27 protein-coding genes are annotated in these 25,692 nt (G+C 60.8%); 18 read left to right on the top strand and 9 right to left on the bottom strand.

Going from position 1 to position 25,692, the window contains the following annotated elements:
* The first annotated feature begins 33 nt into the window (after nt 1–33).
* Both KFF05_11295 and KFF05_11290 read left to right on the top strand, forming a co-directional pair.
* The gene (locus KFF05_11295; GenBank protein ID UTW50541.1) at nt 34–1,569 is read left to right on the top strand and encodes a M81 family metallopeptidase; all 1,536 of its coding nucleotides are present in this window, start codon (nt 34–36) and stop codon (nt 1,567–1,569) included.
* A gap of 137 nt (nt 1,570–1,706) precedes the next feature.
* The gene (locus KFF05_11290) at nt 1,707–2,576 is read left to right on the top strand and encodes a CoA ester lyase (protein UTW50540.1); all 870 of its coding nucleotides are present in this window, start codon (nt 1,707–1,709) and stop codon (nt 2,574–2,576) included.
* 36 nt (nt 2,577–2,612) lie between these two features.
* On the opposite strand, the gene KFF05_11285 is transcribed toward KFF05_11290, so the two are convergent.
* The 5 genes from KFF05_11285 to KFF05_11265 all read right to left on the bottom strand — a co-directional run bounded on the left by KFF05_11285 (nt 2,613) and on the right by KFF05_11265 (nt 6,594).
* The gene (locus KFF05_11285) at nt 2,613–3,368 is read right to left on the bottom strand and encodes an SDR family oxidoreductase (protein ID UTW50539.1); all 756 of its coding nucleotides are present in this window, start codon (nt 3,366–3,368) and stop codon (nt 2,613–2,615) included.
* A gap of 112 nt (nt 3,369–3,480) precedes the next feature.
* Complete coding sequence (locus tag KFF05_11280; GenBank protein ID UTW50538.1) at nt 3,481–4,158, bottom strand: RraA family protein; 678 nt, start codon at nt 4,156–4,158, stop codon at nt 3,481–3,483.
* A gap of 37 nt (nt 4,159–4,195) precedes the next feature.
* Entirely contained in the window at nt 4,196–5,209 is a 1,014-nt protein-coding gene (locus KFF05_11275; GenBank protein UTW50537.1) for an amidohydrolase, read from the bottom strand.
* An 81-nt stretch (nt 5,210–5,290) separates the two neighbouring features.
* Nucleotides 5,291–6,106, bottom strand: a complete 816-nt coding sequence (locus KFF05_11270; protein UTW50536.1) for an enoyl-CoA hydratase/isomerase family protein — start codon at nt 6,104–6,106, stop codon at nt 5,291–5,293.
* Nucleotides 6,107–6,132: 26 nt separating this feature from the next.
* Nucleotides 6,133–6,594 (bottom strand): GNAT family N-acetyltransferase, encoded by a 462-nt coding sequence (locus KFF05_11265; protein ID UTW50535.1) that lies wholly within the window; start codon nt 6,592–6,594, stop codon nt 6,133–6,135.
* Nucleotides 6,595–6,690: 96 nt separating this feature from the next.
* Between KFF05_11265 and KFF05_11260 the strand changes: the two genes are divergently transcribed.
* The gene (locus tag KFF05_11260; GenBank protein ID UTW50534.1) at nt 6,691–7,407 is read left to right on the top strand and encodes a haloacid dehalogenase type II; all 717 of its coding nucleotides are present in this window, start codon (nt 6,691–6,693) and stop codon (nt 7,405–7,407) included.
* 100 nt (nt 7,408–7,507) lie between these two features.
* Complete coding sequence (locus KFF05_11255; GenBank protein UTW50533.1) at nt 7,508–8,071, top strand: hypothetical protein; 564 nt, start codon at nt 7,508–7,510, stop codon at nt 8,069–8,071.
* A gap of 15 nt (nt 8,072–8,086) precedes the next feature.
* Here the strand turns inward: KFF05_11255 and prpB are convergent, their stop codons facing one another.
* Entirely contained in the window at nt 8,087–8,998 is a 912-nt protein-coding gene (gene prpB / locus KFF05_11250) for a methylisocitrate lyase (GenBank protein ID UTW50532.1), read from the bottom strand.
* A 214-nt stretch (nt 8,999–9,212) separates the two neighbouring features.
* Between prpB and KFF05_11245 the strand changes: the two genes are divergently transcribed.
* Nucleotides 9,213–10,244 carry a TauD/TfdA family dioxygenase gene (locus KFF05_11245; GenBank protein UTW50531.1) on the top strand — a complete coding sequence of 344 codons (1,032 nt, stop codon included), beginning with the start codon at nt 9,213–9,215 and terminating at the stop codon, nt 10,242–10,244.
* Between the two features lie 53 nt (nt 10,245–10,297).
* Here KFF05_11245 and KFF05_11240 read toward each other — a convergent pair whose 3' ends face one another.
* The gene (locus KFF05_11240) at nt 10,298–11,242 is read right to left on the bottom strand and encodes a diguanylate cyclase (GenBank protein UTW50530.1); all 945 of its coding nucleotides are present in this window, start codon (nt 11,240–11,242) and stop codon (nt 10,298–10,300) included.
* Nucleotides 11,243–11,464: 222 nt separating this feature from the next.
* Between KFF05_11240 and KFF05_11235 the strand changes: the two genes are divergently transcribed.
* The 7 genes from KFF05_11235 (at nt 11,465) to KFF05_11205 (ending at nt 17,665) form a co-directional block, all read left to right on the top strand.
* Complete coding sequence (locus KFF05_11235) at nt 11,465–12,427, top strand: D-2-hydroxyacid dehydrogenase family protein (GenBank protein UTW50529.1); 963 nt, start codon at nt 11,465–11,467, stop codon at nt 12,425–12,427.
* A gap of 19 nt (nt 12,428–12,446) precedes the next feature.
* Nucleotides 12,447–13,226, top strand: a complete 780-nt coding sequence (locus KFF05_11230) for an enoyl-CoA hydratase/isomerase family protein (protein ID UTW50528.1) — start codon at nt 12,447–12,449, stop codon at nt 13,224–13,226.
* 247 nt (nt 13,227–13,473) lie between these two features.
* Complete coding sequence (locus tag KFF05_11225) at nt 13,474–14,796, top strand: ammonium transporter (protein ID UTW50527.1); 1,323 nt, start codon at nt 13,474–13,476, stop codon at nt 14,794–14,796.
* Between the two features lie 81 nt (nt 14,797–14,877).
* Nucleotides 14,878–15,216, top strand: a complete 339-nt coding sequence (locus tag KFF05_11220; GenBank protein UTW50526.1) for a P-II family nitrogen regulator — start codon at nt 14,878–14,880, stop codon at nt 15,214–15,216.
* 48 nt (nt 15,217–15,264) lie between these two features.
* Nucleotides 15,265–16,068 carry a TIM barrel protein gene (locus KFF05_11215; GenBank protein UTW50525.1) on the top strand — a complete coding sequence of 268 codons (804 nt, stop codon included), beginning with the start codon at nt 15,265–15,267 and terminating at the stop codon, nt 16,066–16,068.
* 97 nt (nt 16,069–16,165) lie between these two features.
* Entirely contained in the window at nt 16,166–16,621 is a 456-nt protein-coding gene (locus KFF05_11210; GenBank protein UTW50524.1) for a hypothetical protein, read from the top strand.
* 18 nt (nt 16,622–16,639) lie between these two features.
* The gene (locus KFF05_11205) at nt 16,640–17,665 is read left to right on the top strand and encodes a serine/threonine protein kinase (GenBank protein ID UTW50523.1); all 1,026 of its coding nucleotides are present in this window, start codon (nt 16,640–16,642) and stop codon (nt 17,663–17,665) included.
* A gap of 38 nt (nt 17,666–17,703) precedes the next feature.
* On the opposite strand, the gene KFF05_11200 is transcribed toward KFF05_11205, so the two are convergent.
* Nucleotides 17,704–18,594 carry a LysR family transcriptional regulator gene (locus KFF05_11200; protein ID UTW50522.1) on the bottom strand — a complete coding sequence of 297 codons (891 nt, stop codon included), beginning with the start codon at nt 18,592–18,594 and terminating at the stop codon, nt 17,704–17,706.
* 138 nt (nt 18,595–18,732) lie between these two features.
* Here KFF05_11200 and KFF05_11195 point away from each other — a divergent pair, with 138 nt between their 5' ends.
* On the top strand, nt 18,733–20,118 hold the full coding sequence (locus KFF05_11195) for an MmgE/PrpD family protein (protein ID UTW50521.1): 1,386 nt from the start codon (nt 18,733–18,735) through the stop codon (nt 20,116–20,118).
* A 12-nt stretch (nt 20,119–20,130) separates the two neighbouring features.
* Here KFF05_11195 and KFF05_11190 read toward each other — a convergent pair whose 3' ends face one another.
* Nucleotides 20,131–20,865, bottom strand: a complete 735-nt coding sequence (locus KFF05_11190) for a hypothetical protein (GenBank protein UTW50520.1) — start codon at nt 20,863–20,865, stop codon at nt 20,131–20,133.
* Nucleotides 20,866–20,968: 103 nt separating this feature from the next.
* Here KFF05_11190 and KFF05_11185 point away from each other — a divergent pair, with 103 nt between their 5' ends.
* From KFF05_11185 to leuD, 5 genes are read left to right on the top strand one after another with little or no spacing between them, the layout of a single operon-like run.
* Nucleotides 20,969–21,487, top strand: coding sequence for a MaoC family dehydratase (locus KFF05_11185; GenBank protein UTW50519.1), 519 nt, complete (start codon nt 20,969–20,971; stop codon nt 21,485–21,487).
* A 15-nt stretch (nt 21,488–21,502) separates the two neighbouring features.
* Nucleotides 21,503–22,672 carry an acyl-CoA dehydrogenase family protein gene (locus KFF05_11180; protein ID UTW53682.1) on the top strand — a complete coding sequence of 390 codons (1,170 nt, stop codon included), beginning with the start codon at nt 21,503–21,505 and terminating at the stop codon, nt 22,670–22,672.
* A complete protein-coding gene (locus tag KFF05_11175; GenBank protein ID UTW50518.1) occupies nt 22,669–23,856 on the top strand; it encodes a CoA transferase in 1,188 nt (395 codons plus the stop codon). The genes KFF05_11180 and KFF05_11175 overlap by 4 nt, the downstream gene beginning before the upstream one ends.
* Before the next feature lie 53 nt (nt 23,857–23,909).
* Entirely contained in the window at nt 23,910–25,172 is a 1,263-nt protein-coding gene (locus tag KFF05_11170; protein UTW50517.1) for a 3-isopropylmalate dehydratase large subunit, read from the top strand.
* A gap of 17 nt (nt 25,173–25,189) precedes the next feature.
* Nucleotides 25,190–25,687: a 3-isopropylmalate dehydratase small subunit gene (leuD, locus tag KFF05_11165; GenBank protein UTW50516.1), complete on the top strand. Its 498-nt coding sequence runs from the start codon at nt 25,190–25,192 to the stop codon at nt 25,685–25,687.
* Nucleotides 25,688–25,692: the final 5 nt, after the last annotated feature.

The following is a 25,692-nucleotide window of genomic DNA, read 5'->3' as shown; positions in this document are numbered from 1 at the left end:
TCTATTGGGGCCCCCGCATAAGGACCACAGAGTATGACCAAACGAATTGCCATTCTCGGCTTCCTTCTGGAAACCAATGCGTTCGCGCCGGTGACCACGCGAGCCGATTACGAACGGCGCTGCCTGCTTGCCGGCGAAGACATCCTGGCCGAACTGGCGGCGCCCAATCCGCGCTTGCCGGTGGAGGTCAATGCCTTTTGCCAGCAGATGGAAAAACTGCATCCCGATACCTGGGAAATGGTTCCGATCCTGGTCGGCGATGCGGAACCGGGTGGCCCGGTTGAGAAAGAGTTCTTTGACTGGTTCGTTGCCGAGGCCGAAACCCGGCTGAAGGCGGCAGGGCCTCTCGATGGGGTTTACATCGTCAGCCATGGCGCCATGCGGGCGGAACATGAAACTGACCCCGATGGGCTGTTGTATGGCCGGGTACGGAACACCGTCGGGCCGGACGTGCCGGTGATTGCAACCTTGGACCTGCACACAAACGTCTCGCAGGCCATGGCCGATCATGCGGATGTGCTGATCGCCTATCTGACCAATCCGCATGTGGATCAACGAGAGCGCGCCGGCGAGGCTGCCCGCACCATGGATGAGATGTTCCAGGGCATGCGTCCGAAGACGGCCTTCGTGAAGGTGCCGATCGCCGCCCCTTCGGTGGTTCTGCTGACGGCGACCGGCCCCTATGCCGATATCATCAACATGGGCCAGGAAGCTCAGGCAGCGTCCGACGGCGCGATCCTCAACGTCTCCGTCGCGGCCGGGTTTATCTATTCGGACAGTCCCAAATGCGGCATGTCGGTGATCGTCACTGCACGGAACGACATCGCGCCGGCGCGTAAATTGGCGGGTGAACTCGCGCGCCGCCTATGGGCGGATCATGAGCGTTATCAGAAAACCCTGACGCCCTTGCCCGAGGCCATCGCCATGGCGGTCGCCAACGGCCGTAACGCCGGGCGGCCGGCACAGATTATCGCCGACGTTGCCGACAATCCGGGTGGCGGCGGCACGGGCAGCACCATCTATTTGCTGAAGGGGTTGGTCGAGGCCGGGGCCGAAGGCGTGGTTATGGGTGTGGTGATCGACGGCGGCGTGGCCGGTGATGCCCATGCGGCTGGTGAGGGGGCTGAGATCACGGCCCGCTTCAACCGCGCCCCCAAGACCGCCTTTGAGCAGGCCTATGAGGTCAAGGCCAAGGTGCTGAAGCTGACCGACGGCGCCTTCGTCGGGCGCCGCGGCATCCTGCGTGGCCGGTCCCTTTCCGTCGGCCCCGCGGCTTTGTTGGAGATCGGCGGCATCCGCGTCGCCGTGGCCACGCACCGTAAGCAATGCGCCGATCCGGCCATGCTGGAAATGTTCGGTGTCGACATCGCCCAGGCGCGCACGGTCATCGTCAAATCACGCGGCCATTTCCGGGCGGGGTTCGATGAATTCTTCCCGCCGGAAAACGTCTATGAAGCCGATTGCCCGGGCCTGACCTCGCCCGTGTTCACCAACTTCACCTGGGGGGATTTGTGCCGCCCGGTGTTCCCGCTCGACCAGGACACGACCTGGACCCCGCCGGCGTGGTGACAGCGCGCATCCCGATGCCTATCATTCCGGGGCAATCCGCGCGGCGGGGGCGAGGCCTCTGCCCGGCGGCAGTTCCCCAACCTTATCTGAGATCCAACACCCACCCTTTCCACTCATCATCACGGAATATCTGACTCATGGCCGTTCATCGTACCTATCTGTTTGCCCCCGGTAACCACGCGCGCCGCGCTGAAAAGGCGTTCACCCTTGATTGCGACGCCGTCATTCTGGATCTGGAAGACGCCGTCGCCGTCGCTGAAAAACCAGCGACCCGCGCCCTGGTCGTCGAAACCCTCAAACAGAATCCGGGGAAGCGCGGATACGTGCGGGTCAACGCCTGGGATACGGAATTCTGCTTCAACGACATCCTGGCCGTGACCGGCCCCTGGCTGACGGGCCTGATCCTGCCCAAGGTCGAGGAAGCCGCCCAGGTCATCGCCGTCGATTGGATTTTGGCGAACATCGAACGGGACAAGGGCATGGAAGTCGGCGCCATCGACCTTGTGCCGATCATCGAAACCGGCAAGGGCGTCGCCAACGTGCGCGCCATCGCGGCGGCAGGAACCCGGGTGCGGCGGCTCAGCTTCGGCGCCGGCGACTACACCAAGGACATGTCCATGCGCTGGACCCTGGCAGAAACGGAAATCGACCATGCCCGGGCCGAGATCGCCCTGGCGTCCCGCGCCGAGGGGCTGGAGCCGCCCATCGATTCCGTGTGGATCCATATCAAGGACACGGACGGTCTTGTCCGCTCGGCGGAAAACGTCCGCGACATGGGCTATCAGGGTAAGCTCTGCATCCATCCGGATCAGATCGGCCCCACGAACGGTGTGTTCACGCCGACGGAAGAACAAATTACCTTCGCCGAAAAGGTCGTCGCCGCCTTCGAGGAAGCCGAGGCACGGGGACTCGCCTCCATCCAGATGGACGGCTATTTCATCGACTATCCGATTGTCGATCAGGCCCGTCGCACGCTGGACCAGTGGCGGGACATCCAGAACCGATGAACGTCCCGCCGCCGGTATTTGTGCCGTGTCTGGGCGTCAGGTGCCGAGGAACAGGCCGCCGTTGACGTGGATGGTCTGTCCGGTGATGTAGGCGGCGTCGGGCTGGCACAGAAAGCGCACGGTGGCCGCCATTTCCTTCACGTCGCCCTGACGTTCCATCGGTATGTTCATGGCGTTGCGCGGATTGCCGGTTCCGGCCGATGCCGGGCGCACGGTTTCCGTCGCCCCCGGCGACACGCAGTTGGCGGTGATGCCCTGGGTCGCGAATTCGGACGCGATGCCGTGGGTGAAGCCGACGATGGCCGACTTGCCGGTTAGGTTGTGGATGCGGTTGGGCATGCCGATGTACCAGCTGACGCCGCCGATGGTAATGACCCGGCCCCACCCAGCCTTCTGCATATGCGGGATCGCCGCCTGACAGAGATGAAAGGCGCTGTCGATGGTGGTGTCGACGACGCGGCGGAAATCTTCATGCGGCATTTCCAGGAACGCCTTCTGGCCGCGGGTCGAGGCGTTGACCACCATGATGTCGACCCCGCCGAATGCGTCCACGGCGGCCTGCACCAGGGCATCCGCACCTTCCTTGGTGGCGACGTCGGCCAGCTTGGCGACGGCCTTGCCGCCCATGGCTTCGATTTCCTTGACCACAGAATCTGCGGCGGCCTGATCCTGCACGCCGTTGACGACGATACTGGCGCCGTCGGCGGCGAGCGCCAGGGCCGTGGCCTTACCGATGTTACGTGACGATCCAGTGATGACGGCGGTCTTGCCCGCCAGTGTTCCGTTGGACATTCTTGAAGTTTCTCCCATATGGACGGGTTGCGGTTATGGGAGGGCGCAAGCGCCCTCCATTGCCCGCCATCTTATGGGGGGCAGCGGGCTTTGTCTCGCAGTGAAGAAACGTTCAGTCGATGAATTCGCAGCCTTTGTCGGTCAGCGCCTTGTCGACCCAGCTGCGGTCGATGGAGCCGTCGGCGATGGCGGCCATCTGCTTGTCCTCGGCGGCCTTCTTTTGCCGGGAGGCTTCGAGAACGGTCTCGGCCTCTTCCTTGGGCACGCAAAGCACGCCGTCACCGTCACCCAGGATCAGATCGCCCGGGTTGATGCGCATGCCGTAGAGCGAGATGGGGAAGCCGATTTCCCCGGGGCCGTCCTTGTAGGGGCCGCGGTGGGACACACCGGCGGCGAAGACCGGCAGGTTGTGATCCAGGAAGGCATCGCGGTCCCGTACGGCACCGTTGAGGACCAGGCCGGCGACGCCGCGCTTGATCGCCTGCATCAGCATCATTTCGCCGAACAGGGAATTGGTCAGGTCGCCGCCGCCGTCGACCACGATGACGTCGCCGGGGGCGGCGATGTCGATTGCCTTGTGCAGCATCAGGTTGTCGCCCGGCCGGGTCAGTACGGTGAAGGCGGGGCCAGCCAGAACGCCGTCCTTGTGCATGGGGCGCAGCGCGTTGCCGCCCGCGAACATGCGTGACATGCAGTCGCCGACGTTGGCGACGGGCAGGGGTTTGAACGCGGCGACCAGGTCGGGCGAAATGCGCTCCCAGGTCTTCTTGATGCGAAATCCGACGGTCATGGATATGTCTCCGTATGGTTTTTTGTTCGGCAGGCGGTCAGGCGGCCGGCAGCTTGAGCCGCGAGAATACCTTCAACGCGTTCTTATAGAACACTTTTTTCTTTTCTTCAGATGTCAGGTTCGCCGTCGCGTCGATATAGCGGCGCGTGTCGTCGAACCATTCGCCCGTGTCCGGGTCCTTGCAGCGCACGGCGCCGTGCAGTTCGGAGGCGAACAAGATGTTGTCCACGGGAACGACCTCGGTCATCAGGTTGATGCCTGGCTGATGGTAGACGCAGGTGTCGAAGTACAGGTTTTCGCCCATCATGTCCTTGGGCTCGGGCCGGTTCATGCCCATGGCGATGCCCCGGTAGCGGCCCCAGTGATAGGGCACGGCACCGCCGCCGTGGGGGATGATCAGCTTAAGCTTCGGGAACCGTTCGAACAGGTCCGATTCCAAAAGTTGCATGAAGGCCGCCGTGTCGGCATTGATGTAATGGGCCCCGGTGAAATGGAAGTTGGGGTTGCAGGATTGGCTGACGTGGATCATTGCCGGAACCTGCAGTTCCTCCAGCTTGGCGTAAAGGTCGAACCACCAGGGATCGGTCAGGGGCGGGTCCGTCCAATGGCCGCCCGACGGATCCGGGTTCAGGTTGACGCCGATGAAGCCCAGGTCGTTGACCAGGCGTTCCAGCTCCGGAATGGAATTGGACGGTGAGCAGCCCGGCGATTGCGGCAGCTGGCCCACAGGCGCGAAGTTGTTGGAGAACATGTCGCAGATGCGCTTGATCTGGTCGTTGCAGATGCGCGACCACTGGATGCTCATCTTCTCGTCGCCGATGTGATGGCCCATGCCGCCGGCGCGGGGCGAAAAGACCGTCATGTCCGTGCCGCGTTCCTGCTGCAGGCGCAGCTGCGTGTTGGCCACGCTGTCACGCAGTTCGTCATCGGAAATGATGGGCTCCTTGGCGCTCATCTTGGACAGGTCACCCTTGGCGTCGATCTGTTCCTTGCGCCATGCGGCGTGCTGGTCAGGGGCGGTGGTGTAATGGCCGTGGCAATCGATAATCATCGTCAGTTCTTTCCGTGTTCTCAGAGGTGTCCGGGCAACGTGATGCGGTCGGCGGTGGGTGGGCGCCGGAGTGGGTAAGCCTTATCCCCCGGTAAAACCTGGTTTGCGCTTTTCCGCGAAGGCGGTGACGCCTTCGTAGAAGTCGCCGGTCCGCGTATTGCGGATGAAGGCGGCTTTTTCCGCGTCCAGTTGGTCGGTGAGGCTGTTGTGGAACGAGGCGTTGAGCAACGCCTTGGCCTCGGCGTTGGCATGACCAGCGGCCTTGGCCAGGCGGGCCGCGAGTTTGTCCGTCTCAGCGTCCAGATCGGCAGCCGGAACGATCCGGTTGACCATGCCCCAGTCAAGCGCGTCCTGGGCCGTGAAACGGTCGCCCAGCAGCGCGATCTCCATGGCCTTCTTCAGGCCCACGGTGCGCGGCAGGGCATAGGTCGACCCACCATCCGGGCTGGTCCCGATGTGACAGTAGGCCAGGGTGAAGAACGCATCATCGGCGGCCAGGGCCAGGTCGCAGGCCAGCATCAGGCTGACCCCCGCACCCGCGGCGGCCCCCCGCACAGAGGCGATGATCGGTTGCGGCATGGCGCGCATGTTTTCGATGGTCGCATGGACGCGTGACAGGCGGGCGTCGAATTGTTCGGCCGTCTTGTCGCGGTCCGGCTCCTCGTCCAGCATGGTCTTGAAGGCCTTCACGTCGCCGCCGGCCATGAAGTGGTCACCCTGGCCCTGCATGATCACCACGCGGACGTCCTTGCTCTCGCGCAACTGGCCAGTGATTTCCTTCAGGGCCGTCATCACGTCGATGGTGATGGCGTTCAAGGCCTGCGGGCGGTTGAAGGTAACGCGGCAGACGCCGTCGCGGACGTCGGCCAGGACCGTTTCATTGGGCGAGGTGATCATGGGGGTTCTCCCTGGTTTTTCGTTGTCTAAAGGTCGTGCCGGTATACGACAAAGCCGGACTTCGTGGCGACCTTGTCATACAGCGTCATGGCCGTGGTGTTGGTTTCGTGGGTCTGCCAGTAGACGCGGGGCGATCCGGCAGCCCGGGCGCGGTCGTAGACGGCTTGGATCAACGCACGGCCAACCCCCTGGCCGCGCAGGCCTGCGTCGGTGAACAGATCCTGCAGGTAACAGGTCGGCCCGCGCATCACTGTGTTGCGGTGATAGATGTAATGGACCAAGCCGACCAGCTTGCCGCCGTGTTCGGCGACCAGGCAGTGCATGGGCTCGTAGGCGTCGAAAAATCGGTCCCAGGTCAGGAAGGTGATCTCCGTCGGCACGGCGGTCGGGCCCTTGCGTTCGTAAAAGGCGTTGTAGCCGGCCCACAAATGGGACCAGGCATCGAAATCATCGCGCGTCGGCGCGCGGACGGTGACGTCTTGGGGCATGGCGGAGTTCCGAGGCGGTTTGGGATTGCGGGGCATGCGTAGCGAGATTAGCCTATGCCCATCCGCCCGACAAATCCATGAAACGAGGAAACCGCCATGACCACACCCGACGTGAAGGTGATCTTTTTCGATGTCTTCGGCACCGTCACCAATTGGCGCGCCAGCCTGCTGCGCCTGCTGGCGGAATACGGCGCACGCGAAGGGATCGACGCCGACTGGCCCGGCTTCCTCGTCGCCTGGAAAGCCGGATACCGCCCGGCCATGGATGCCGTGATCTCGGGGGAACGGCCCTATTTCAACCTGGATGAAATGTATCTGGAACGCATGAACCAAGTGATCGGCGATTTCGGCCTGGAGGGGCTCTCCGAGGTCCAGAAGCAGGAAATTCTACATCTGTGGCTGAAGATAGACCCCTGGCCCGACGCGGTCGAGGGGCTGACCCGCTTGGCCAAGAAATACACCCTGGTCACCCTGTCCAACGGCTCCTTCGCCTGGCTGACGGGCATTGCGAAGCACGGGCATCTGCCGTTCGATGCGATCCTGACGGCGGAAAACGCCCAGGTCTACAAGCCGCACCCACGCGCCTATCTGACGGCCATCGAACTGATGGGCATGAAGGCCACGCCGGAGCGCTGCATGCTGACGGCCTGTCACAATTACGATCTGGCGGCCGCCCGCAGTCACGGCATGAAGACGGCCTTCCTGCCGCGTAAGGAATACGGCCCTGACCAGGAAGTGGACCAGGCGGCGGAAAGCGACTGGGAGGTCGTCGCCAAGGACCTGATCGGCGTCGCTGAGGCGATGGGGTGCTAGGCGCTGCTGGCGCGGGCAGGGGATTGACAGAGGTCAAGGCCGATGGGTGGTAAATCGCGATACTAGGACTTGTCTCGTCATGCCCTAAGGAGTCCATTCCATGCCAAACGATGCCGCAACGGAATTTTCTCGAGAAGCCGTCGGCGTATTTGAAACCGCCGATTCTCTGCAAGCTGCGATTGATGAGTTGCTGAGCTCCGGATTTAATCGGGCGGAGATCAGCCTCCTCGCGGGGGAAGGCGCGGTGCAGGAAAAACTGGGGCATATATACGAAGCGGCCGCTGCGGCCGAGGACGACCTCGATGCTCCACGTACGGCCTATGTATCGCCGGAAAGCATCGGCGACGCGGAAGGCGGCATAATCGGTATCTTGACCTATATCCCGGCGACCCTGACCGCGGGCGCGATCGTCGCCTCGGGGGGAACGTTGGCCGCCGCCGCTGCGGCGACGGCCATTGCCGGTGGTGCCGGTGCTATGATCGGTGTTCTTCTTGCCGTCGGAATTGGCGAAAGCCATGCCAAGTTTCTGCGCGACCAGATGGAACGCGGTGGCCTGCTGCTATGGGTGCTGACGCCCACCAAGAACAAGGAAGACCGGGCAAAGGCGGTCCTGGCCAAACATTCCGCCCACGACGTCCACATTCACGGCGTCAAACGTCATTGACGCCGTGAACGCGGCTTATTTGCCGTATTCAGGGACAACTGTCCGGGCGACCGAAGCGTCCAGTGCTTCGTAATCGTAATAGGCCAGCGTGTCGTATTGTTCGGCGCGGCTCATCACCTTGTCCATGAAGCCTTCGGTGCCGTCATGGTCGCGCATATGGCCGTACAAGTCCTGGAACAGCTTGGCGGCGGCGCGGATGGAGGTCGCCGGCCAGATCACGATGTCGAAGCCCATGTCCTGGAACTGCTGGCCCGTGAAGAAGGGGGTACGGCCGTATTCGGTCATGTTGGCCATCTTCTTGCCCGGCACCTTCTTGGCGAATTCAATATGATCCTCGGCCGACGGCAGGCCGTCGGGGAAAGTCACGTCGGCACCGGCTTCGCGGTACAGGTTGGCGCGCTTGATGGCCGCGTCCAGCCCCTCGACCCCGGCGGCGTCCGTGCGCGCGATGATGACCAGATGCGATGACGCTGCCTTGGCGGCGGCGATCTTGGCGGCGGCTTCTTCGGGTTCGACCAGACGTTTGTCGTTCAGGTGGCCACATTTCTTGGGCAGAAGCTGGTCCTCGATATGGACCGCGCCGGCGCCGGACAATTCCAGTTCCTTGACCACGCGCATGGCGTTCAGCACGCCGCCGTAGCCCGTGTCGCCGTCGACGATCAGCGGCAGGTCCGTGGTGCGCGACACGCTGCGCACGACGTTGCACATTTCGTCCAGGGTCATGATGCCGAGGTCGGGCAGGCCGAGCGAAGCCGTGACGGCACCGCCCGAGATATAGAGTGTTTCAAATCCCGCCTGCTTGGCGATCATGCCGGCAAAGGCGTTGTGCGCGCCGGGCACGCGCAGGATTTCGTCGCGGTCCAAAAGCTCGCGCAGCCGTTCGCCCGCAGGGCGTTTGTCGCGTCCGTTGCCTTCAAGCCAGGTCATGGGGATATCCTCCGTCAAATGTGGGCGTCGTTTGTGAATCATGCGCGCAAACTGTATACAATTTCACGCTGTCATTGGAGCACACTTAACGGTTATTTTGCCGCCGACGCAACGGTGGTTGCGTGCTAGACAGTCGAATATCGACAATCCGACCCTGGCGTGTGCCGCGCCGGTGGCTTGCCTGCTCATCCTTTAGTACGAAATGTTGACCGCCATGACCGACACGATCCTGACCCCCATTACCGAAAAATCCGCCTGGACTGCCGCAGAACTGGCCGGCGATTCCCACTGGATCCGCCGCCTGAGCACCGAGGAACTGAGTGCGCTCGAAAGCGTAACCGCCGACTTGGCGGCCCAGGGCCGAGGGGCACAGCAATTCGGGCTCGAGGATATCGACGCCCCGGTGTTGAACGCGCTGGCCGATTGGGCGGCCAAGGAATTGGAAAACGGGCGCGGTTGCGTGCTGATCAAGGGGCTGGAGGTCGAGCGCTATGACCGCTCCCGGATCGAGGCCATGTACTGGGCGCTGACTGTTCTGATGGGCCAACCCATGCACCACAACCCGGACGGTGACGTGATCGGCGAGGTCACGGACAAGGGGCTCGATTACAACGATCCGCTGATTCGCGGCTATAAGACGCGTCAGAAATTGTATTTCCATTGCGACGGCCTGGATATGGTCAGCCTGCTTTGCCTGCAGCCGTCCATGTCCGGCGGGGAAAGCCAGATCGCCTCAAGCATGGCGGTGTACAATGAAATTCTGATGACCCGCCCGGAATACCTGCCGGTGCTGTACGAAGGGTTTCACTTCAACCTGCGGGGCGAGGGCGAGGCCGGGGAAACCCATCCCGTCACCCGCCACAAGGTGCCGGTCTACAGTTGGTGCGACGGGCGGCTGAGTTGCCGTTACCTGCGCAAGGCGATCATCGAAGGTCAGGAATTCATCGGCGAGCCGATTTCCGACCTTGCCCGGGAAGCGCTCGATTACATGCAAGAACTCTGCGTCAGCGACCGGTTCCGCTATGACATGACATTCGAGCAGGGAGACATCCAGATCCTTAACAACTACGTGACGCTGCATTCCCGCGCCGCGTTCGAGGATTGGCCCGACGGCACGCGTAAGCGCAATCTGTTGCGTATCTGGTTCAACGCGCGGGGGGGGCGTAAACTCGATCCCAAATTTGCCGACCGCTACAACATGGGCCCGCGTACGCCCATGCGCCTGAAGGGCGAACGTGCGGCCTAAACCGCCGCCCCGATTTCAAAAAACCTTGCTGTGAAAAGAAGCGGGAAGGGCGATCAGCCCTTCTTGCCGGACGCTTTGCGCTTGGCAATCGGGATCGGCGACGCCTTGGTTACCCGATTCCGCCCGGCGTGCTTGGACAGGTAGAGCGCCGCGTCCGCACGGCCCAGCGTGCCTTCGATGGTCTGGTCCGTGTCTTCCGCTTCGGCGATGCCGATGGAAACCGTGACATCGATGGGGCCGGCGATGGTGTCGAAAGGCGTATCGGCGATGACGGCGCGCAGGCGTTCGGCCACGGTCATTGCGGCCTCGGCATCGGCACCGGGCAGCAGAATGGCGAATTCCTCACCGCCAAGGCGGCCCAGGGTGTCGAACGGACGGCGGCCCAATTGCCAGCGTCGGACGGCTTCCTTCAGCACATCGTCGCCGGCCTGATGACCATGGGTGTCATTGACCAGCTTGAAGTGGTCCAGGTCCAGCAGGGCCACGGAAAACGGTACCCGGTGGCGGCGCAGGCGGTGGACTTCAAGTTCCGCCCGCTCCATGAAATGGCGGCGGTTCTTGGCGCCGGTCAGATCGTCGGTCGTTGCAAGGGACAAAAGCTCTTCTTCCCGCTTTACGTCCTCGGTCACGTCGCGCTGGATGGCGGCGACATGGGTGATCTCGCCGTTGCTGCCGAACAGCGGCATGATGTTGACGTCGACCCAATAGGTCGTGCCGTCCTTGGCGTATTGCAGTAGGCGGGTGCGCATGTGCCGCCCGGCCTTGACGGCATCCTCGACCTTGGCTCGGACTTCCGCATCCGTATCGGGGCCGTCCAGGAACCAGGGCGTCTTGCCCATCGCTTCCTGTTCCGAATAGCCGGACAGATGGCAAAAGGCCGCATTTACGTAAATGATTTTTGGCGTCGTCGATTTTCCCGTCGCGGCCTTGGTAACAACGACCGCATCGTTCGCCTTGGCGACGATGTCGGAGAAGGAAAATTCGGTGTCGGTCCGCATGGATGTTCTCGGCCTGGCCCCAGTGGGGTGTTTTATGGGTCTTTGGCACCTTTGCCGGGCGCAATATGTGCATCAAACATACCATAAATGCCAGAGCTTATGTGAACCTGACGCGGTGTCGCGTGATTATAAAGACTTGCCGCCCCGCCCCCGGTTGGGCCATATCCTGGCCTTAACGAATCCGGCAGGGCCGGCATCAAGAAACCCAAGGGAGACGAAATCATGACCCGCATCGCCATCCTGGATGACTACCAGAATGTGGCCCTGGAGCTTGCCGACTGGGACAGTCTCGGCCCGGACGTGGAGGTCACGTCCTTCAACGAATTCCTGCAGACCGACGAAGACCGGGTCGCCAAGGCGCTGGCTGGGTATGACATCGTGGTCGGCATGCGCGAGCGCACCCGCTTCCCGGCGTCGCAGCTGGAAAAGCTGCCGGACCTGAAGATGATGGTGACCACGGGCATGCGCAACCTGGCCTGGGACATGAAAAAGGCGCGGTCCATGGGCATCACCGTCTGCGGTACGGCGATCCTGCCCTATCCGGCGTTCGAACAGACCTGGGCCCTGATCTTCGCCGTGACCAAGGAGATTCCCAAGGAAGACCGTTGCATGAAGGCCGGTGGTTGGCAGGAAAGTTTCCCGGTCGGTCTGCGCGGCAAGACGCTCGGCGTCATCGGCCTGGGCAAGCTGGGGGCGCAGTCGGCCGCACTTGGCAACGCGTTGGGCATGAAGGTCGTCGCCTGGTCGGAAAACCTGACGGACGCGCGTGCGGCCGAATGCAATGCGACCCGCGTTTCCAAGGAAGAGCTGTTCAAACAGTCCGATGTGGTGACCATCCATGTCCTGCTGTCGGAACGGACCACGGGTCTGGTCGGCGCGGATGAGTTGGCGCTGATGAAGCCCTCGGCCTACATCGTCAACACCTCGCGCGGGCCGATCATCGATGAAGCGGCGCTGATCGCGGCGCTCAAGGCGAACAAGATCAAAGGCGCCGGTATCGACGTTTATGATGTCGAACCACTGCCTGCCGACCACGACCTGCGTAAGCTCGACAACGCCGTGCTGACCGGCCACACGGGCTACGTGATCCGGGAAAACTACGAAGTGATGTACCCGGAAGCCGTGGAATGCATCAAATCCTGGATGGCCGGTTCGCCGGTCCGGGTCCTGAACGCCGAAGACTAAGACACAAGAAGACCAAGCCATGACCGACGACATTATCCGCCTCGAACGCAAGGGCGCCATCGCGACCCTGATCATCAACAACCCGGACAAGCGCAACGCGATGAACCTGGCCGCCTGGCGGCGGCTGGGCGAGGTGGCGGCGGAACTGGAAGCCGACGATGATTTGCGCTGCGTGCTGGTCACGGGAATGGGCGATCATTTCGCCGCCGGGGCGGATATCTCTGAATTCCCGGAAAAGCGCATGAGTGCTGATCAGGCCGAAACCTACGGCAAGGTCGTCGCTGATGCGCTGCATGCGTTTTCGAACCTGAAGCATCCGACGATCGCGGTGATCCGAGGGGCCTGCACCGGCGGTGGGTTCGAGATCGCCTGCTGCTGCGATATGCGCCTTGCCGCTGAAGGATCGCGTTTCGGCATTCCCATCAATCGCCTGGGCCATGCCTTCGCCTATCCGGAAATGGTGGCGGCGTTGGTCGTGGTGCCGCCGGCGGTGATCATGGAACTGTTGTTGGAAGGCCGGATTCTGGAGACCGACGAGGCCTATGCCAAGGGCCTGTTGACCCGGGTCGTGCCGGCGGACCAGTTGGACGACGAGGCGGAAACCGTTGCCTGGCGTGTCGCCCAGGGGGCGCCCTTGGCCGCGCGCGGTTCAAAAAAGATCCTGCGCCGCCTGCTGCAGTCCACGCAGATCAGCCCGGAAGAACTGAAATCAAGCTATGCGCTGTGTGATTCCGAAGATTACAAGGAAGGCGTGCGCGCCTTTCTGGCCAAGGAAAAGCCGGCCTTCAAGGCTTGCTGATCTGCCTGCTGCGGAAAACGGCCGCGATCTCGAATTGATCGTATACCGGGATGATACCGGGGCCGGAATTAGGTCTTGCATCGTCTAGGCCGTCGGGCATTATCGGGCGATCAATGTCTTAAGAACGAGAGGCCGGGGACCGGCGCGAGGAGGGATCAACCCGCCCCGTCAGGTTCACCACACCGGTCCGGTTAGGCGCGTAAAAAATTGCATTGAAGCAAACCCTAACCCAACGACGGGGAGTGTCATGTTCAAGTTCTTGCGCCGGCAGGCCGTGCCGGCATTTTCGCTTGCGGCCGTTCTTCTGACAATTTTCACGCCTGATGCGGCCTTTGCCGCCGATCAGCTTAATTCCGGCGACACGGCCTGGATCATCACGGCAACCGCCCTGGTCCTGTTCATGACCCTGCCGGGGCTGGCTCTGTTCTATGGCGGGCTGGTGCGGTCACGTAACGTGCTGAGCGTGCTCATGCATTGCGTCGCGATCGCCTGTTTGATGAGTGTGTTGTGGCTGATCATCGGCTACAGCCTGTCGTTCACGGATGGGGCCGGGGCCAACGACCTGATCGGTGGTCTATCCCGCATGTTCCTGGCCGGCGTCGGTACGGAAGCATTGTCGGGTACGATCCCCGAAAACGTGTTCTTCTCGTTCCAGATGACCTTCGCGATCATCACGCCGGCGCTCATGGTCGGCGCCTATGTAGAGCGCATCAAGTTCTCCGCCGTGCTGATCCTGTCGTCGCTGTGGCTGATCGTCGTCTACGCCCCAGTGACCCATTGGGTCTGGGGCGGCGGCTGGCTTGCGCAGATGGGCGTCATGGATTTCGCCGGTGGCTTGGTCGTGCACGCCACGGCGGGTATTTCATCGCTGGTTATCGTTAAGGCTCTGGGGGCCAGGCACGGATTCCCGAACGACGTCGCGCCGCCGCACAACCCGGGCATGGTCGCCATGGGGGCCTGCATGCTGTGGGTCGGCTGGTTCGGTTTCAACGGCGGTTCCGCCCTGGCGGCCAACGGGTCGGCCGGAATGGCGCTGACGGTCACCCATATCGCCGCCGCCACGGCGTCGCTGGTGTGGATGCTGATTGAATGGAAGAAGTACGGCAAGCCGTCCCTGGTCGGCCTTGTTACCGGCACCATCGCGGGTTTGGCCACGATCACCCCGGCGTCGGGCTTTGTCGGCCCCATTGGCGCCCTGATCATCGGCGTCGCCGCCGGGCTTGTCTGCTTCAAGATGGTGCAGATCGTGAAGACCGCCTGGAAGCTGGATGATTCCTTGGACGTGTTCGCCGTCCACGGCGTCGGCGGCTCGCTCGGCACCATCCTGGTCGCGTTCTTATGCGCGCCCATGTTCGGCGGCCTGGGCCTGCCCGAAGGCAAGACCATGTTTGACGCGCTCGGCGTGCAGACGTTGGGATTGGTGGTCACCGTGGCGTGGTCGGCCCTTGCCACCTTCATTCTGGTTAAGATCACGGCCGGGCTGACCAATGGCATCCGCGTTCGCGAGGATGATGAACTGGAAGGCCTGGACATCACCAACCACGGTGAGACCGCGTACAGGCTCGACTGACGTGCTATAAAGGGCGGAGCAGCGGTGCTCTGCCCGCAAGCCGCGAACAACGGCAAATACAAGGACATTAGGAGAGGCAACATGAAGTTCGTCATGGCGGTGATCAAACCGCACAAGCTGGACGCCGTTCGCGAGGCGTTGGCCACGACCGGTGTCGAGGGGATGACCGTCTCGGAAGTGAAGGGATATGGCCGGCAGCGCGGACAGACGGAAATCTACCGCGGGGCTGAATACCAGGTCCATTTCCTACCCAAGGTGAAGATTGAGATCGCGGTGACCGACGACAAGGCGGCCGAGGTGGTCGAGGCCATCAAAGGGGCCGCCAACACCGGCAAGATCGGCGACGGGAAGGTTTTTGTTTATGATCTGGAAAGCGCCGTGCGCATCCGCACCGGCGAACAGGACAACGACGCGCTGTAACGTCTAAAATCGGCGCGCCCGGGTGCGCCCAGGTTTGGGAGGGCAGGCATGCCCCGTTTCGCCGCCAATATCGGTTGGATGGCCCAGGAAGTGCCCATGCTGGATCGCTTCCAACTGGTTCGCGACCTGGGCTTCACCGCCGTGGAATGCCCGCTGCTCTACGGCCACGACGCCAATGCGATGGCCGACGCCTGCAAGGCGGCGGGGATCGAGTTCCTGATGTTCAATTCGCCGCCCGGAAAGCACGAAGGCGAATACGGGATCGCCGGGCTGAAAGGCCGCAAGGGTGAATTCCAGGACACCATCGGCAAGGCCATTGACTACGCCAAGGTGCTGGGCACCCGCTATCTGCACGTGCTGGCGGGCTGGCAGATGGATAACTGGGACCGCGAGGCGGGATTCAAGGTGTTCATCGACAACCTGAAATGGGCCTGTCCCGTGTTGGCCGACGCCGGTCTGACCGCCCTGATCGAGCCGATCAACACGGTCGCGCGCCCGGGCTATCTGGTGCAGACGACCAAGGAGGCCCAGCGCGTGGTCGACGCCGTCAAGGCGGCGGGCTCTCCCAACATCGGTATCCAGTACGATTTCCACAATGCCCAGATCATGGAAGGCGACCTGGCGCGGACCTTCGAGGCTCACCTGCCGTCGATCCTGCATGTGCAGATCGCGGGCAACCCGGGCCGCACCCCGCCGGACGAGGGGGAAATCCACTTCCCCTTCGTGTTCGACCTGTGCGATCGCCTGGGATTCAAGGGCTGGCTCGGCTGCGAATACGCCCCCCATAACAAGGCCAAGCCAGGGGCGACCAAGGCGTCGCTGAAATGGGCCGAGGCCTACGGTATCGGTTGAAAAACTTTTAACAGGGTTTATTTTTAAAATCCCAATGTCCCTAGACGCGGTAAACTTCCCGCAAGTGTTCAGTTCAGCTTAATTTGGGGAGGCGGCAGTGGCAATTTTGGGGTTTAGATGCTGGGGTGACCGTTATTGTTATGTGTTGTTAGAGGGCACAAAATCTGGCCCTGAAGTTATTGATTTCGGACATTGTTCTGCGCCCAAAAACTATACAAGACCTGAGGAGTTGGCTTGGCTCCGAGAGGAAATTAGGGGGCTAGTAAACAAGCATAAATTTCAAGCCGTTGTTTTCAAAGCAGCGGAACCAGCAGCGCAAAGAAAAGATTTAGGACGATCCGAATTTGAGGGGGTCATGCAAGAAGCATTTCACTCCTTTGCGATTGGAAAGAATCTTGATCGCAAGGTGAAAAGGCAACTTCTCAGCAGCCTGGGGCTTAAGGGCAAAGTCGATCAGCTAGAACCAGTGTTATCTGGGAATGGTCTTGAGGCGATGAACAAGCCAAATTTTAAAGAAGCCGCTCTTGTCGCGTATTGTTCTCTACCAGACTGAGGAGGATTGGCGTCCAGGATGCCAGATTATGATCAACAACACCGACTTGGTTCCGGTGCATTTGGCGAGGTCTGGTTGGCTATTGATCGCGCCCTTGGAGCTGAAAGGGCGGTAAAATTCATTCGGTCTGATAAAATTAAAGACCCGACGAATTTTTATTCCGAGCCACAAACATTGAAGGCTCTGCAGCATCCGAACATTGTGGCAGTTGAAGACGCGGGCCCAACCAGGGATGGCGGAATATATGTCGCGATGGAGTACATCTCCGAAGGGAGTTTGGAAGACCAATTCAAAGGCGGTGTGGTGCCCTTGCGGGAAGCAATTCGCATCATTTGTGATGCATGTCGTGGTGTAGAACACGCACACGACATGGGGTACATCCACAGAGACATTAAACCCGCCAATATTCTTCTCCCCGCCAACGGGAGCGCCAAATTATCAGATTTTGGATTGGCCACAAGGGTATCAGAAGTTGGCACGGCGTCCGGTTATGGATATATCGCGCACCTAGCACCTGAAATTATTTTGAAGGAAGAAACCAGCATCGCCACTGATATTTATGCGGTTGGAATCACTTTATATCGTCTCGTTAATGGGGACGCCTACCTGCCTGTTTTGAAAAAGGGTGAAGATGTAGAGGATTTAATCCTAGATGGTAAATTTCCCAACAGAAACCGTTGGAGGGATTGCCTTCCTACTCAAGTTAAAAAGATAATCAATAAAGCAATAAATATTGACCCACTAAATCGATTCCAATCGGCGGCAGAATTGCGTCATGCATTAGAAGCCGTAGAAGTTTCTTGTGAGTGGATTGAGAAACCTATCAGCGAGGGAACAAGGTGGAACGGCCTAGCGGGCGACATGGAGTTTGTCGTTCGAAAAACCACATCCTCTTCAGGTCTGCACCGGTTCACAGTTAAAAAAGGGCGCGCCGGAAAAAGTAAGAGAACAAGCAAAGAAGATTGTTTGGTTACTAGGAATAAGGCTGAAATGGATCGCCATACGCGAAAAACCCTGTCGCGCATAACAAAAGCTGGGCGCTAACTTAATCTAACATTTGTGTGTCTAGTTGTTTAGTGATCTCAAGCGTTACCTCCAGAAATAAGATTGGCAAGCTCGCTGGCCCCCGGCGCCAGGGTCTGGCCGCGCAGGGTGATGATGCCGATGCGCCGGGTTAGTTGCGGGTGCTTGATGCGGGCAGCCCAATAGGATCCGTCCTTGGCAGGCGGCACGGCCGTTTCCGGCAGGATCGCCACGCCCAGACCCTGTTCCGCCATGGAGATCAGGGTCTGGTGATGCAGCATTTCGAAATGCGGCACCAGGGTCATGCCGACGGACTGGAATGCGCTTTCGACCTGGATGCGGGTGCGTGACGGCAACGGCAGGGCCAGAATCGTTTCGTCCGTGAGGGCTCCCAGGGGAATGTCCGTCTGCCCGGCAAGCGGGTGGCTCGCGGTGACGACGGCGCAATAGCCGTCGGCCAGAAATTGGCGAAATTCGAATTCCCTGGGCACTTTTTCCACGGGCCCGATGGCGAAATCGGCGTCGCCCCGGCGTAGGATGTCCAGCATATCCGTGGCATAGGCCTCTCGTACGTGGACCGTGATGTTGGGATTGCGGTCGCGGAAGCGGGCCAGGATCGCGGGCAGGCGTGTCGCGGCGAAGCTGGGCGCGGAGGTCAGCAACACGCGGCCCCGGCCCATGGCGGCCTCGTCGTGAAAGATGCGGACGATGTCCTCCAGCCCTTCAAGCACGCGGCCCGCGCGGCGGTACAGGTTTTCCCCGGCTTCGGTCATGCGGACGGACCGCGTGGTGCGGTGGAACAGCGGCACACCCAGATGGGATTCCAGCAGCTTGATATGGGCCGTTACGGCGGACTGGCTCAGGTTGAGGCGTTCCGACGCCCGGCGAAAGCCGTTCTGCTCTGCCACGGCGACGAAAATCTCCAGCTGTTTCAGGGTCATGGGCAGCATGACGATTGATCTCTTATCCAGATTAATAATGCATATATTGCTATTAGCCCTATCACAAATCTTGTGGTGTAGTCGCCCTTCGAAATGGCAACCGCGCCGAAAACAGGCGCGGTATTAACGCATGGAGGAAACCGAACGATGACGGGCACTACCCGCCAATTGGCTGAATTCGCGGCCGGCCTGACCTACGACAAGCTGCCGGCCGGAATTGCGGCCCGCACCAAGCTTCTGATCCTCGACATCGCCGGGATCATGGTGCGTGCGCGACACGACGCGGAAAGCACGGCAAGCCTGGTCAGCGCGGTCGAACGCCTGGGCCAGGTCGCGGGCAATTGTTCGGTGCTCGGCGATGGGCGCGGTTACACGCCCATGGCGGCGGCCCTGGTCAACGGCTCGCTGGCGCATTCTCTGGATTTTGACGACACCCATGCGGAAGCCTCGCTGCATTCCTCGGCCCCCATCGTGCCGGCGGTTCTGGCGGCGGCGGAAATGACCGATGCGTCCGGCAAGGATGTCATTACCGCCTGTGTCGTCGGCTATGAAATTCAGATCCGCCTGGCCAAGGCGCTGGTGCCGACCGCCCATTACGATCGCGGTTATCACCCAACGGCGACCACTGGTGTCATGGCGGCGGCGGCGGCGGCGGGCAAAATTCTGGGCCTTGATGCCGACGGCATCGAAAGCGCCCTCGGCATCGCGCTCAGCCAAGCGGCGGGTTCCATGCAGTTCCTGGCCGATGGCGCCTGGACCAAGCGCTCCCACGTTGGGCAGGCGGCGCAGAACGGTCTGACCTGCGCCACCATGGCGGCAGAAGGCTTCAAGGGCCCGAAGGAAGCCATCGAAGGCAAATGGGGCTTCCTGCATTCCCTGTCGCCCAAGGCCGACCTGGACAAGGCGGCGGCGAACCTGGGCGATTATTGGGAAACCATGGCGCTCGGCGTGAAACCCTATCCCAGCTGCCGTTATACCCATGCGGCCATGGACGCCATCCGCCAGCTGGCCGGCGAACACGGGATTACCGCCGACAACGTGGACAGTGCGACCATCGGCGTGCCGGAAACGGGCTGGAAGATCGTCGGCAATTCGGATGCGGAAAAGCAGAACCCGAAATCCATCGTCGACGGCCAGTTCTCCATGCCGTTCTGCGCCGCCGTGGTGCTGCGCACGGGCAATATGGTGTGGGATGACTACAAGACACACCTCAACGATGCGGACACCCTGGCCCTGGCCAAGCGCGTCTCCACGGTCGTCGATCCCGATGCCGAAGCGGCTTTTCCCGACAACATGGCGGGCAAGGCGACGATCCGCATGAAGTCCGGCGAGGTATATGAGCGCTTCGTCGAGATCCCCAAGGGCGAACCCGCCAACTTCATGAACCAAGCGGAATTCCGTGCCAAGTTCGATGGCCTTTGCGCGCCCTATCTGTCCGAGGCGGGCATGGAACGGTTCTCATGCGCCCTGTTAAACCTGGAGGAAGCGAACAGCCTGCGTTCGGTCCTCGCCCTCAGTCACGGAGACGCCTAAAGGTGGAAGCAACTAGAAGGGGATTTCGTCATCTAAGCCCTGGTTTTTTGGCTTTTCTTCTTCTTTTCGGGGAGGCAGCAGAATTGGCATTGGCCGATTGTCAGGCAGCTTTCTGTCTTCATCTTCAACAGCTTTCGCTTCTCCAACGACTTGGAGAATGTTGTGCGTCAGTTTGCTAACGACATCGTATGAAGCCCAAAGGCTTCCTGGAACTGCCAAAATGACAAATGTAAGTTTAGTGACTGCGAGAAATGATAGCCTGTTCTTATCTAAGGCATCTTCAAACTCTCTCAACTTGTCATGTAATTTTTCTCGTTTTGCATCAGAGAACTCTGAATTATCGATCGCCTGTTTTAGACCATGAACGTAACTTCTAATTGTATCCTTGGCTTTTGGGGGCAGCTTAACCGAGTCGCTTTTTGCTTTAATCGAATTGGCTACCAAAAGCTGCGTTATGTAGTGGTCAAGATCGGCTTTGAATTGGTCATAATCTCGATCCTGAAAGTGTTGGTGTCTTGGAACGTCCATAGTTGCGAACGGATTGATTTTATACGCTTTTGCAAGCGCGATAATGACGTTCATGAAGCCGTATTGAGCCTCTTTGTACATGCCCCCACTTTGCATTTCATCTGCTGCATTAAGATGGTCGTCCAATCGCTTTTGCGCGTGGCCAACAAGTTGTGTGAAGGCAAGTGCAGGGTCGTCGGGCGCTTCGCTAAGTTGTTCCTCGGTAATAAAATCAAGCACGCTAGGCATTTCCAGAACCTCAAAATGGTGGATTTGGATTTTACACGTATTTTTCGGCGACCCTTACATTCGTTTGTCGAAATAAAAATAACTGGAGCACTAAATGGTTGCTGAAGCAAAACAGGTCGGACCCAACCGATATCGCGAGTCCTATGGCCGCTATCTTGAGGACTTCAAGATTGGCGATGTGTACGAACACCGCCCCGGCCGCAGCATCACGGAAAGCGACAACACCTGGTTCACCTTGCTGACCATGAACCAGCACCCGCTGCACTTCGACAAGGAATACGCCGCCAAGAGCGAATTCGGAAAACCGTTGGTGAATTCCTGCCTGACCCTGTCGATCGTCGCCGGAATGAGCGTGTCCGACGTCAGCCAGAAAGCGATCGGCAATCTGGGCTGGAACGACATCAAGATGCCGAACCCGGTGTTCGTCGGTGATACGCTTTATGCGGAAAGCGAGGTGCTGGCGATCCGCGAAAGCAAGTCGCGTCCGACCCAGGGCATCGTCACCATCCGCACAACGGCGACCAAGCAGGACGGTTCGGTCGTCATGAGCTACGAGCGCACCATGCTCATTCCCAAGCGCGGCCACGCGGTCGACGACAAAGCAAACTACTAGTAGGAAGTGATGACCATGGCCCCCGACGCGGCATCTGCCCAGGACCTGAGCGAGGAAGAACGCCTTATCCTCGATTCCGTCGACAAGTTCATCGAACAGGACGTGCGACCCCACGCCCACAAGCTGGAAGCGGCGGACGAATACCCCCGCGAGATCGCCGACAAGCTGGCCGAACTGGGCCTGATGGGAGCCACCATCGGCGAGGAATACGGCGGCCTGGGCCTGTCGGCCTCGACCTATTCCAAGATCGTTGAGAAGGTGGCGTCGTGTTGGATGTCCGTGTCGGGCATCTTCAATTCGCACCTGATCGCCGCGGCGGCGGTCGAACGCTTCGGGACGGAGGACCAGAAGCGATACTGGCTGCCCAAGATGGCGTCGGGCGAAATGCGGGGCGGCATCGCGTTAACCGAACCCGATTGCGGCACTGACCTGCAGGCCGTGCGCACGACGGCGAAGAAGGACGGCAACGAATACGTCCTCAACGGCAACAAGATGTGGATCACGAACTGTATCCAGGGCAACTTCCTGGCCGTTCTGGCCAAGACCGATCCGGAGACGGAGCCCAAGCACAAGGGCATGAGCCTGATTTTGGTCGAGAAGGACGCCGGTTACAAAACGTCAAAACTGCATAAGCTCGGTTACAAGGGCATCGACACGGGCGAGGTCGTGTTCGACAACACCCGCGTGCCGCTGACCAACCTGATCGGCCCGGACGAGGGCAGGGGCCTGCAGCAGATTCTGGGCGGACTGGAACTGGGCCGCATCAACGTCGCCGCGCGCGGCGTCGGCGTCGCCCGGGCGGCGTTGACCGATGCCGTGGCCTATGCCCTGGACCGCAAGACCTTCGGCAAGCCCATCGCCGAACATCAGTCGATTCAGATCAAGCTGGCGGACATGGCGACCAGGGTCGAGGCCGCGCGCCTGCTGGTGGAAAGCGCCGCCCGCGCCTATGACAAGGGACTGCGCTGCGATATGGAAGCCGGCATGGCCAAGCTGTTCGCCACCGAAGCGGCGCTGGAAAACGCCATCGAGGCTATGCGCATCCACGGTGCCTACGGCTATTCCAAGGAATACAACGTGGAACGCTATTTCCGCGATGCGCCTTTGCTGTGCATCGGCGAAGGCACCAACGAACTGCAGCGCATCATCATTGCCCGGCAGTTGACGGAACGGGCCCAGGGATGAGCGGCCTGCCGCTCGAAGGCGTGCGCATCCTCGCCGTCGAACAGTACGGCGCCGGTCCCTTCGGCACGCAGTTCCTGGCCGACCAGGGCGCCGAGGTCATTAAGATCGAGGCTCCCGGTGAAGGGGATTATGCTCGCGCCTTGGGGCCGCATTTTTTCGAGAACGGCGAAAGCCAGTTCTTTCATTCCTTCAACCGCAACAAGAAGAGCCTCAGCCTCGACCTTAAGAAACCCGAGGGTAAGGCCGTATTCCTGGACTTGGTGAAGACCGCCGATGCGGTGGCCAGCAATTCGCGGGGCGATGTGGCGGAACGGCTGGGCATTACCTATGAACATCTGAAGGCGGCCAATCCCAAGATCGTCTGCGCCCATCTGTCGGCCTATGGGCGCACAGGGTCGCGGGCAGCTTGGCCGGGCTTCGATTTCCTGATGCAGGCGGAAGCGGGCCATTTCTCCGTCACCGGCGAGCCGGGCAGCCCGCCGACCCGCATGGGCTTGTCGGTGGTCGATCTGGCAACGGGGCTCGCACTCGCCTTTGCCGTCTCGTCCGGGATCGTCAACGCGCGCGCCACGGGCCAGGGCCAGGACCTGGATACGTCCCTGTTCCACATGGCGCATATGCTGAACGTCTATACGTCCACCTGGTATTTGAATTCGGGCCATGTGCAGGGCCGCACGGCGCGTTCGGGCCATGCGTCGTTGGTGCCTTGTCAGCTGTACCGGACGCAGGACGGCTGGATCTACATCATGTGCAACAAGGAAAAGTTCTGGCCGGCCCTATGCAAGGCGATTGGCGAGCCGGACTGGGGTTCAGACCCCCGGTTCAAAACCTTCAAGGAACGCCTCGCCAATCGAGAATTGGTTCAGGAACTGCTGGACGAACGGTTGAGCGAGCGCACCACGGCGGATTGGCTGGAGGCGTTTTCCGGTGTCGTGCCGTCGGCGCCGGTCTACGACCTGGCGCAGGCGCTGGACAATCCTTTCGTCGCCGAACAGGGCATCGTTCAGGAACTGGAACTGGAGGGCCACGGCCCGATTCGAATGATCGACACGCCCGTGCGCTCGGCCACTCCGACGCCGGCCCGCCCGGCCTCGCCACTGGGCGAAGATACGGAAAAAATCCTCTCCGACCTGGGTTATGATCAGAATCGGCTCGCCCAACTGCGCAAAGGAAGGGTAATCTAGCGGCAGAAGGGGGGCATTGCTTTTAATAAAAATGCCATTGGGAGGATGCCACCTTGGGCCAAACGATTAGTGAAAAGATCCTCGCCCGCGCCTCGGGCAAGGAAACGGTAAAGCCTGGCGATATTGTGACCTGCAATGTCGATCTGGCCATGGTCCATGATTCGTCGGGACCGCGTACATCCGGGAAAAAGCTGGATGAGTTGGGCGTGCCTGTCTGGGACATGGACAAGTTGGTGGTGATCGCCGACCACTACGTCAACCTGGATACGCCGGAAAGCAAGAATGTCCAGGACATCTGCGATGCCTGGTGCGAAGCCCACAAGGTCAAGCACTTCATCCGCAACCAGGGCATCTGCCACATCGTTCTGCCCCAGGAAGGCCATATCCGTCCGGGCATGTTCTGCGTCGGCGCCGACAGCCACTCAACCACCGCCGGCGCCTTCGGGGCCTTCATGGTCGGCGTCGGGGCGACCGAGATCACCGGCGTCATGGCGACGGGCGACATCTGGGTCCGCGTGCCGGAAAACGTGCGCATGGAAGTGACCGGAGCGTTGAAGCCGGGTGTTGTCGCCAAGGACGTGATCCTGAAAATCTGCGGCGATCACGGCATCATGGGCTTCGGCTATCAGGTCGTGGAATTCTGCGGTGACGGTGTTGCCGCCATGTCCGCCCAGGACCGCATGACCCTGACCAACATGGCGGCCGAGATCGGCGCCAAGACCGGCATCATCGCCCCCGATGCCAAGACCGTGGAACTGCTTAAGGCCTGGGGTGTGAGCAGCGTGAATGCGGATGACTGGCAATCCGACGCCGATGCCGTCTATGCCAAGCGCATCACCGTCGACGGCAGCACCTTGGCGCCGCAGGTCGCGGCCCCCTCCAGCCCGGAAAACGCCGACGACGTCGACAACTACCGGAACGTGAAGCTGGACCAGGCCTATCTGGGCGCTTGCACGGGCGCCAAGCTGGAAGACCTGCGCATGGCGGCCGAGGTCCTGAAGGGCAAAAAGGTCGCCGCCGGTACGCGGTTCCTGGTCGCGCCCTCGACCATTAAGATGCGCGAAATCGCCGCCGCCGAAGGCACCATGAAAATCCTCGAAGACGCAGGCGCGATCGTCCTGCCGTCGGGCTGCGGCGGCTGCATCGGGCTGGGTGACGCGCGGTTGGCCGAAGATGCCGTCGGCATCTCGTCGACCAACCGCAACTTCGTCGGCCGGGCCGGGCCCAAATCGTCGAAGCTCTATCTGGCATCGCCCTACACGGTGGCGGCCTCGGCCGTCGCCGGGCAGATCGCCGATCCCCGTGACATGCTCTGATCAGAAGGACCTGCAAGATGATACATAAAGGCAAGGCCTGGAAATTCGGGGCCAATATCGACACCGACCTGCTGGCTCCCATTTCTGCGCTGACCAGTGCAAAGCCGGAAGAGGCCTATACCGAATGTCTGAAGGACGTCGATCCGACCTTCTCCGCCAACTGCAAGGAAGGCGACATCTTCGTTGCCGACGAAAACCTGGGCATCGGGTCATCCCGCGAATGGGCGCCGCAATACATGCGGTCCTGCGGCATCCGCGTCATCCTGGCGAAATCCTTCGCGCGCATCTTCTACCGCAATTGCTTCAACCTGGCGGTGCCTGCCCTGGTCTGTGCCGAAACCCACAAGATCGCGACGGACGATCAGTTGGAAATCGACATGGAAAAGGGTGAGGTCCGCAACCTGACCAAGGGCGAAAGCTACAAATGCGACACGGTGCCGGCGCACCTGATGCAGATCGTCGCCGACGGCGGGCTGATGCCGCATCTGAAAAAGAAGTTCAAGAAAGCGAGCTAAGTAAG

It is taken from the genome of bacterium SCSIO 12827, from assembly GCA_024397995.1.
Lineage (GTDB): Bacteria > Pseudomonadota > Alphaproteobacteria > Rhodospirillales > Casp-alpha2 > UBA1479.
The sequence above is the reverse complement of the archived record's forward strand: the minus strand, read 5'-3'. Positions and strand labels throughout refer to the sequence as shown.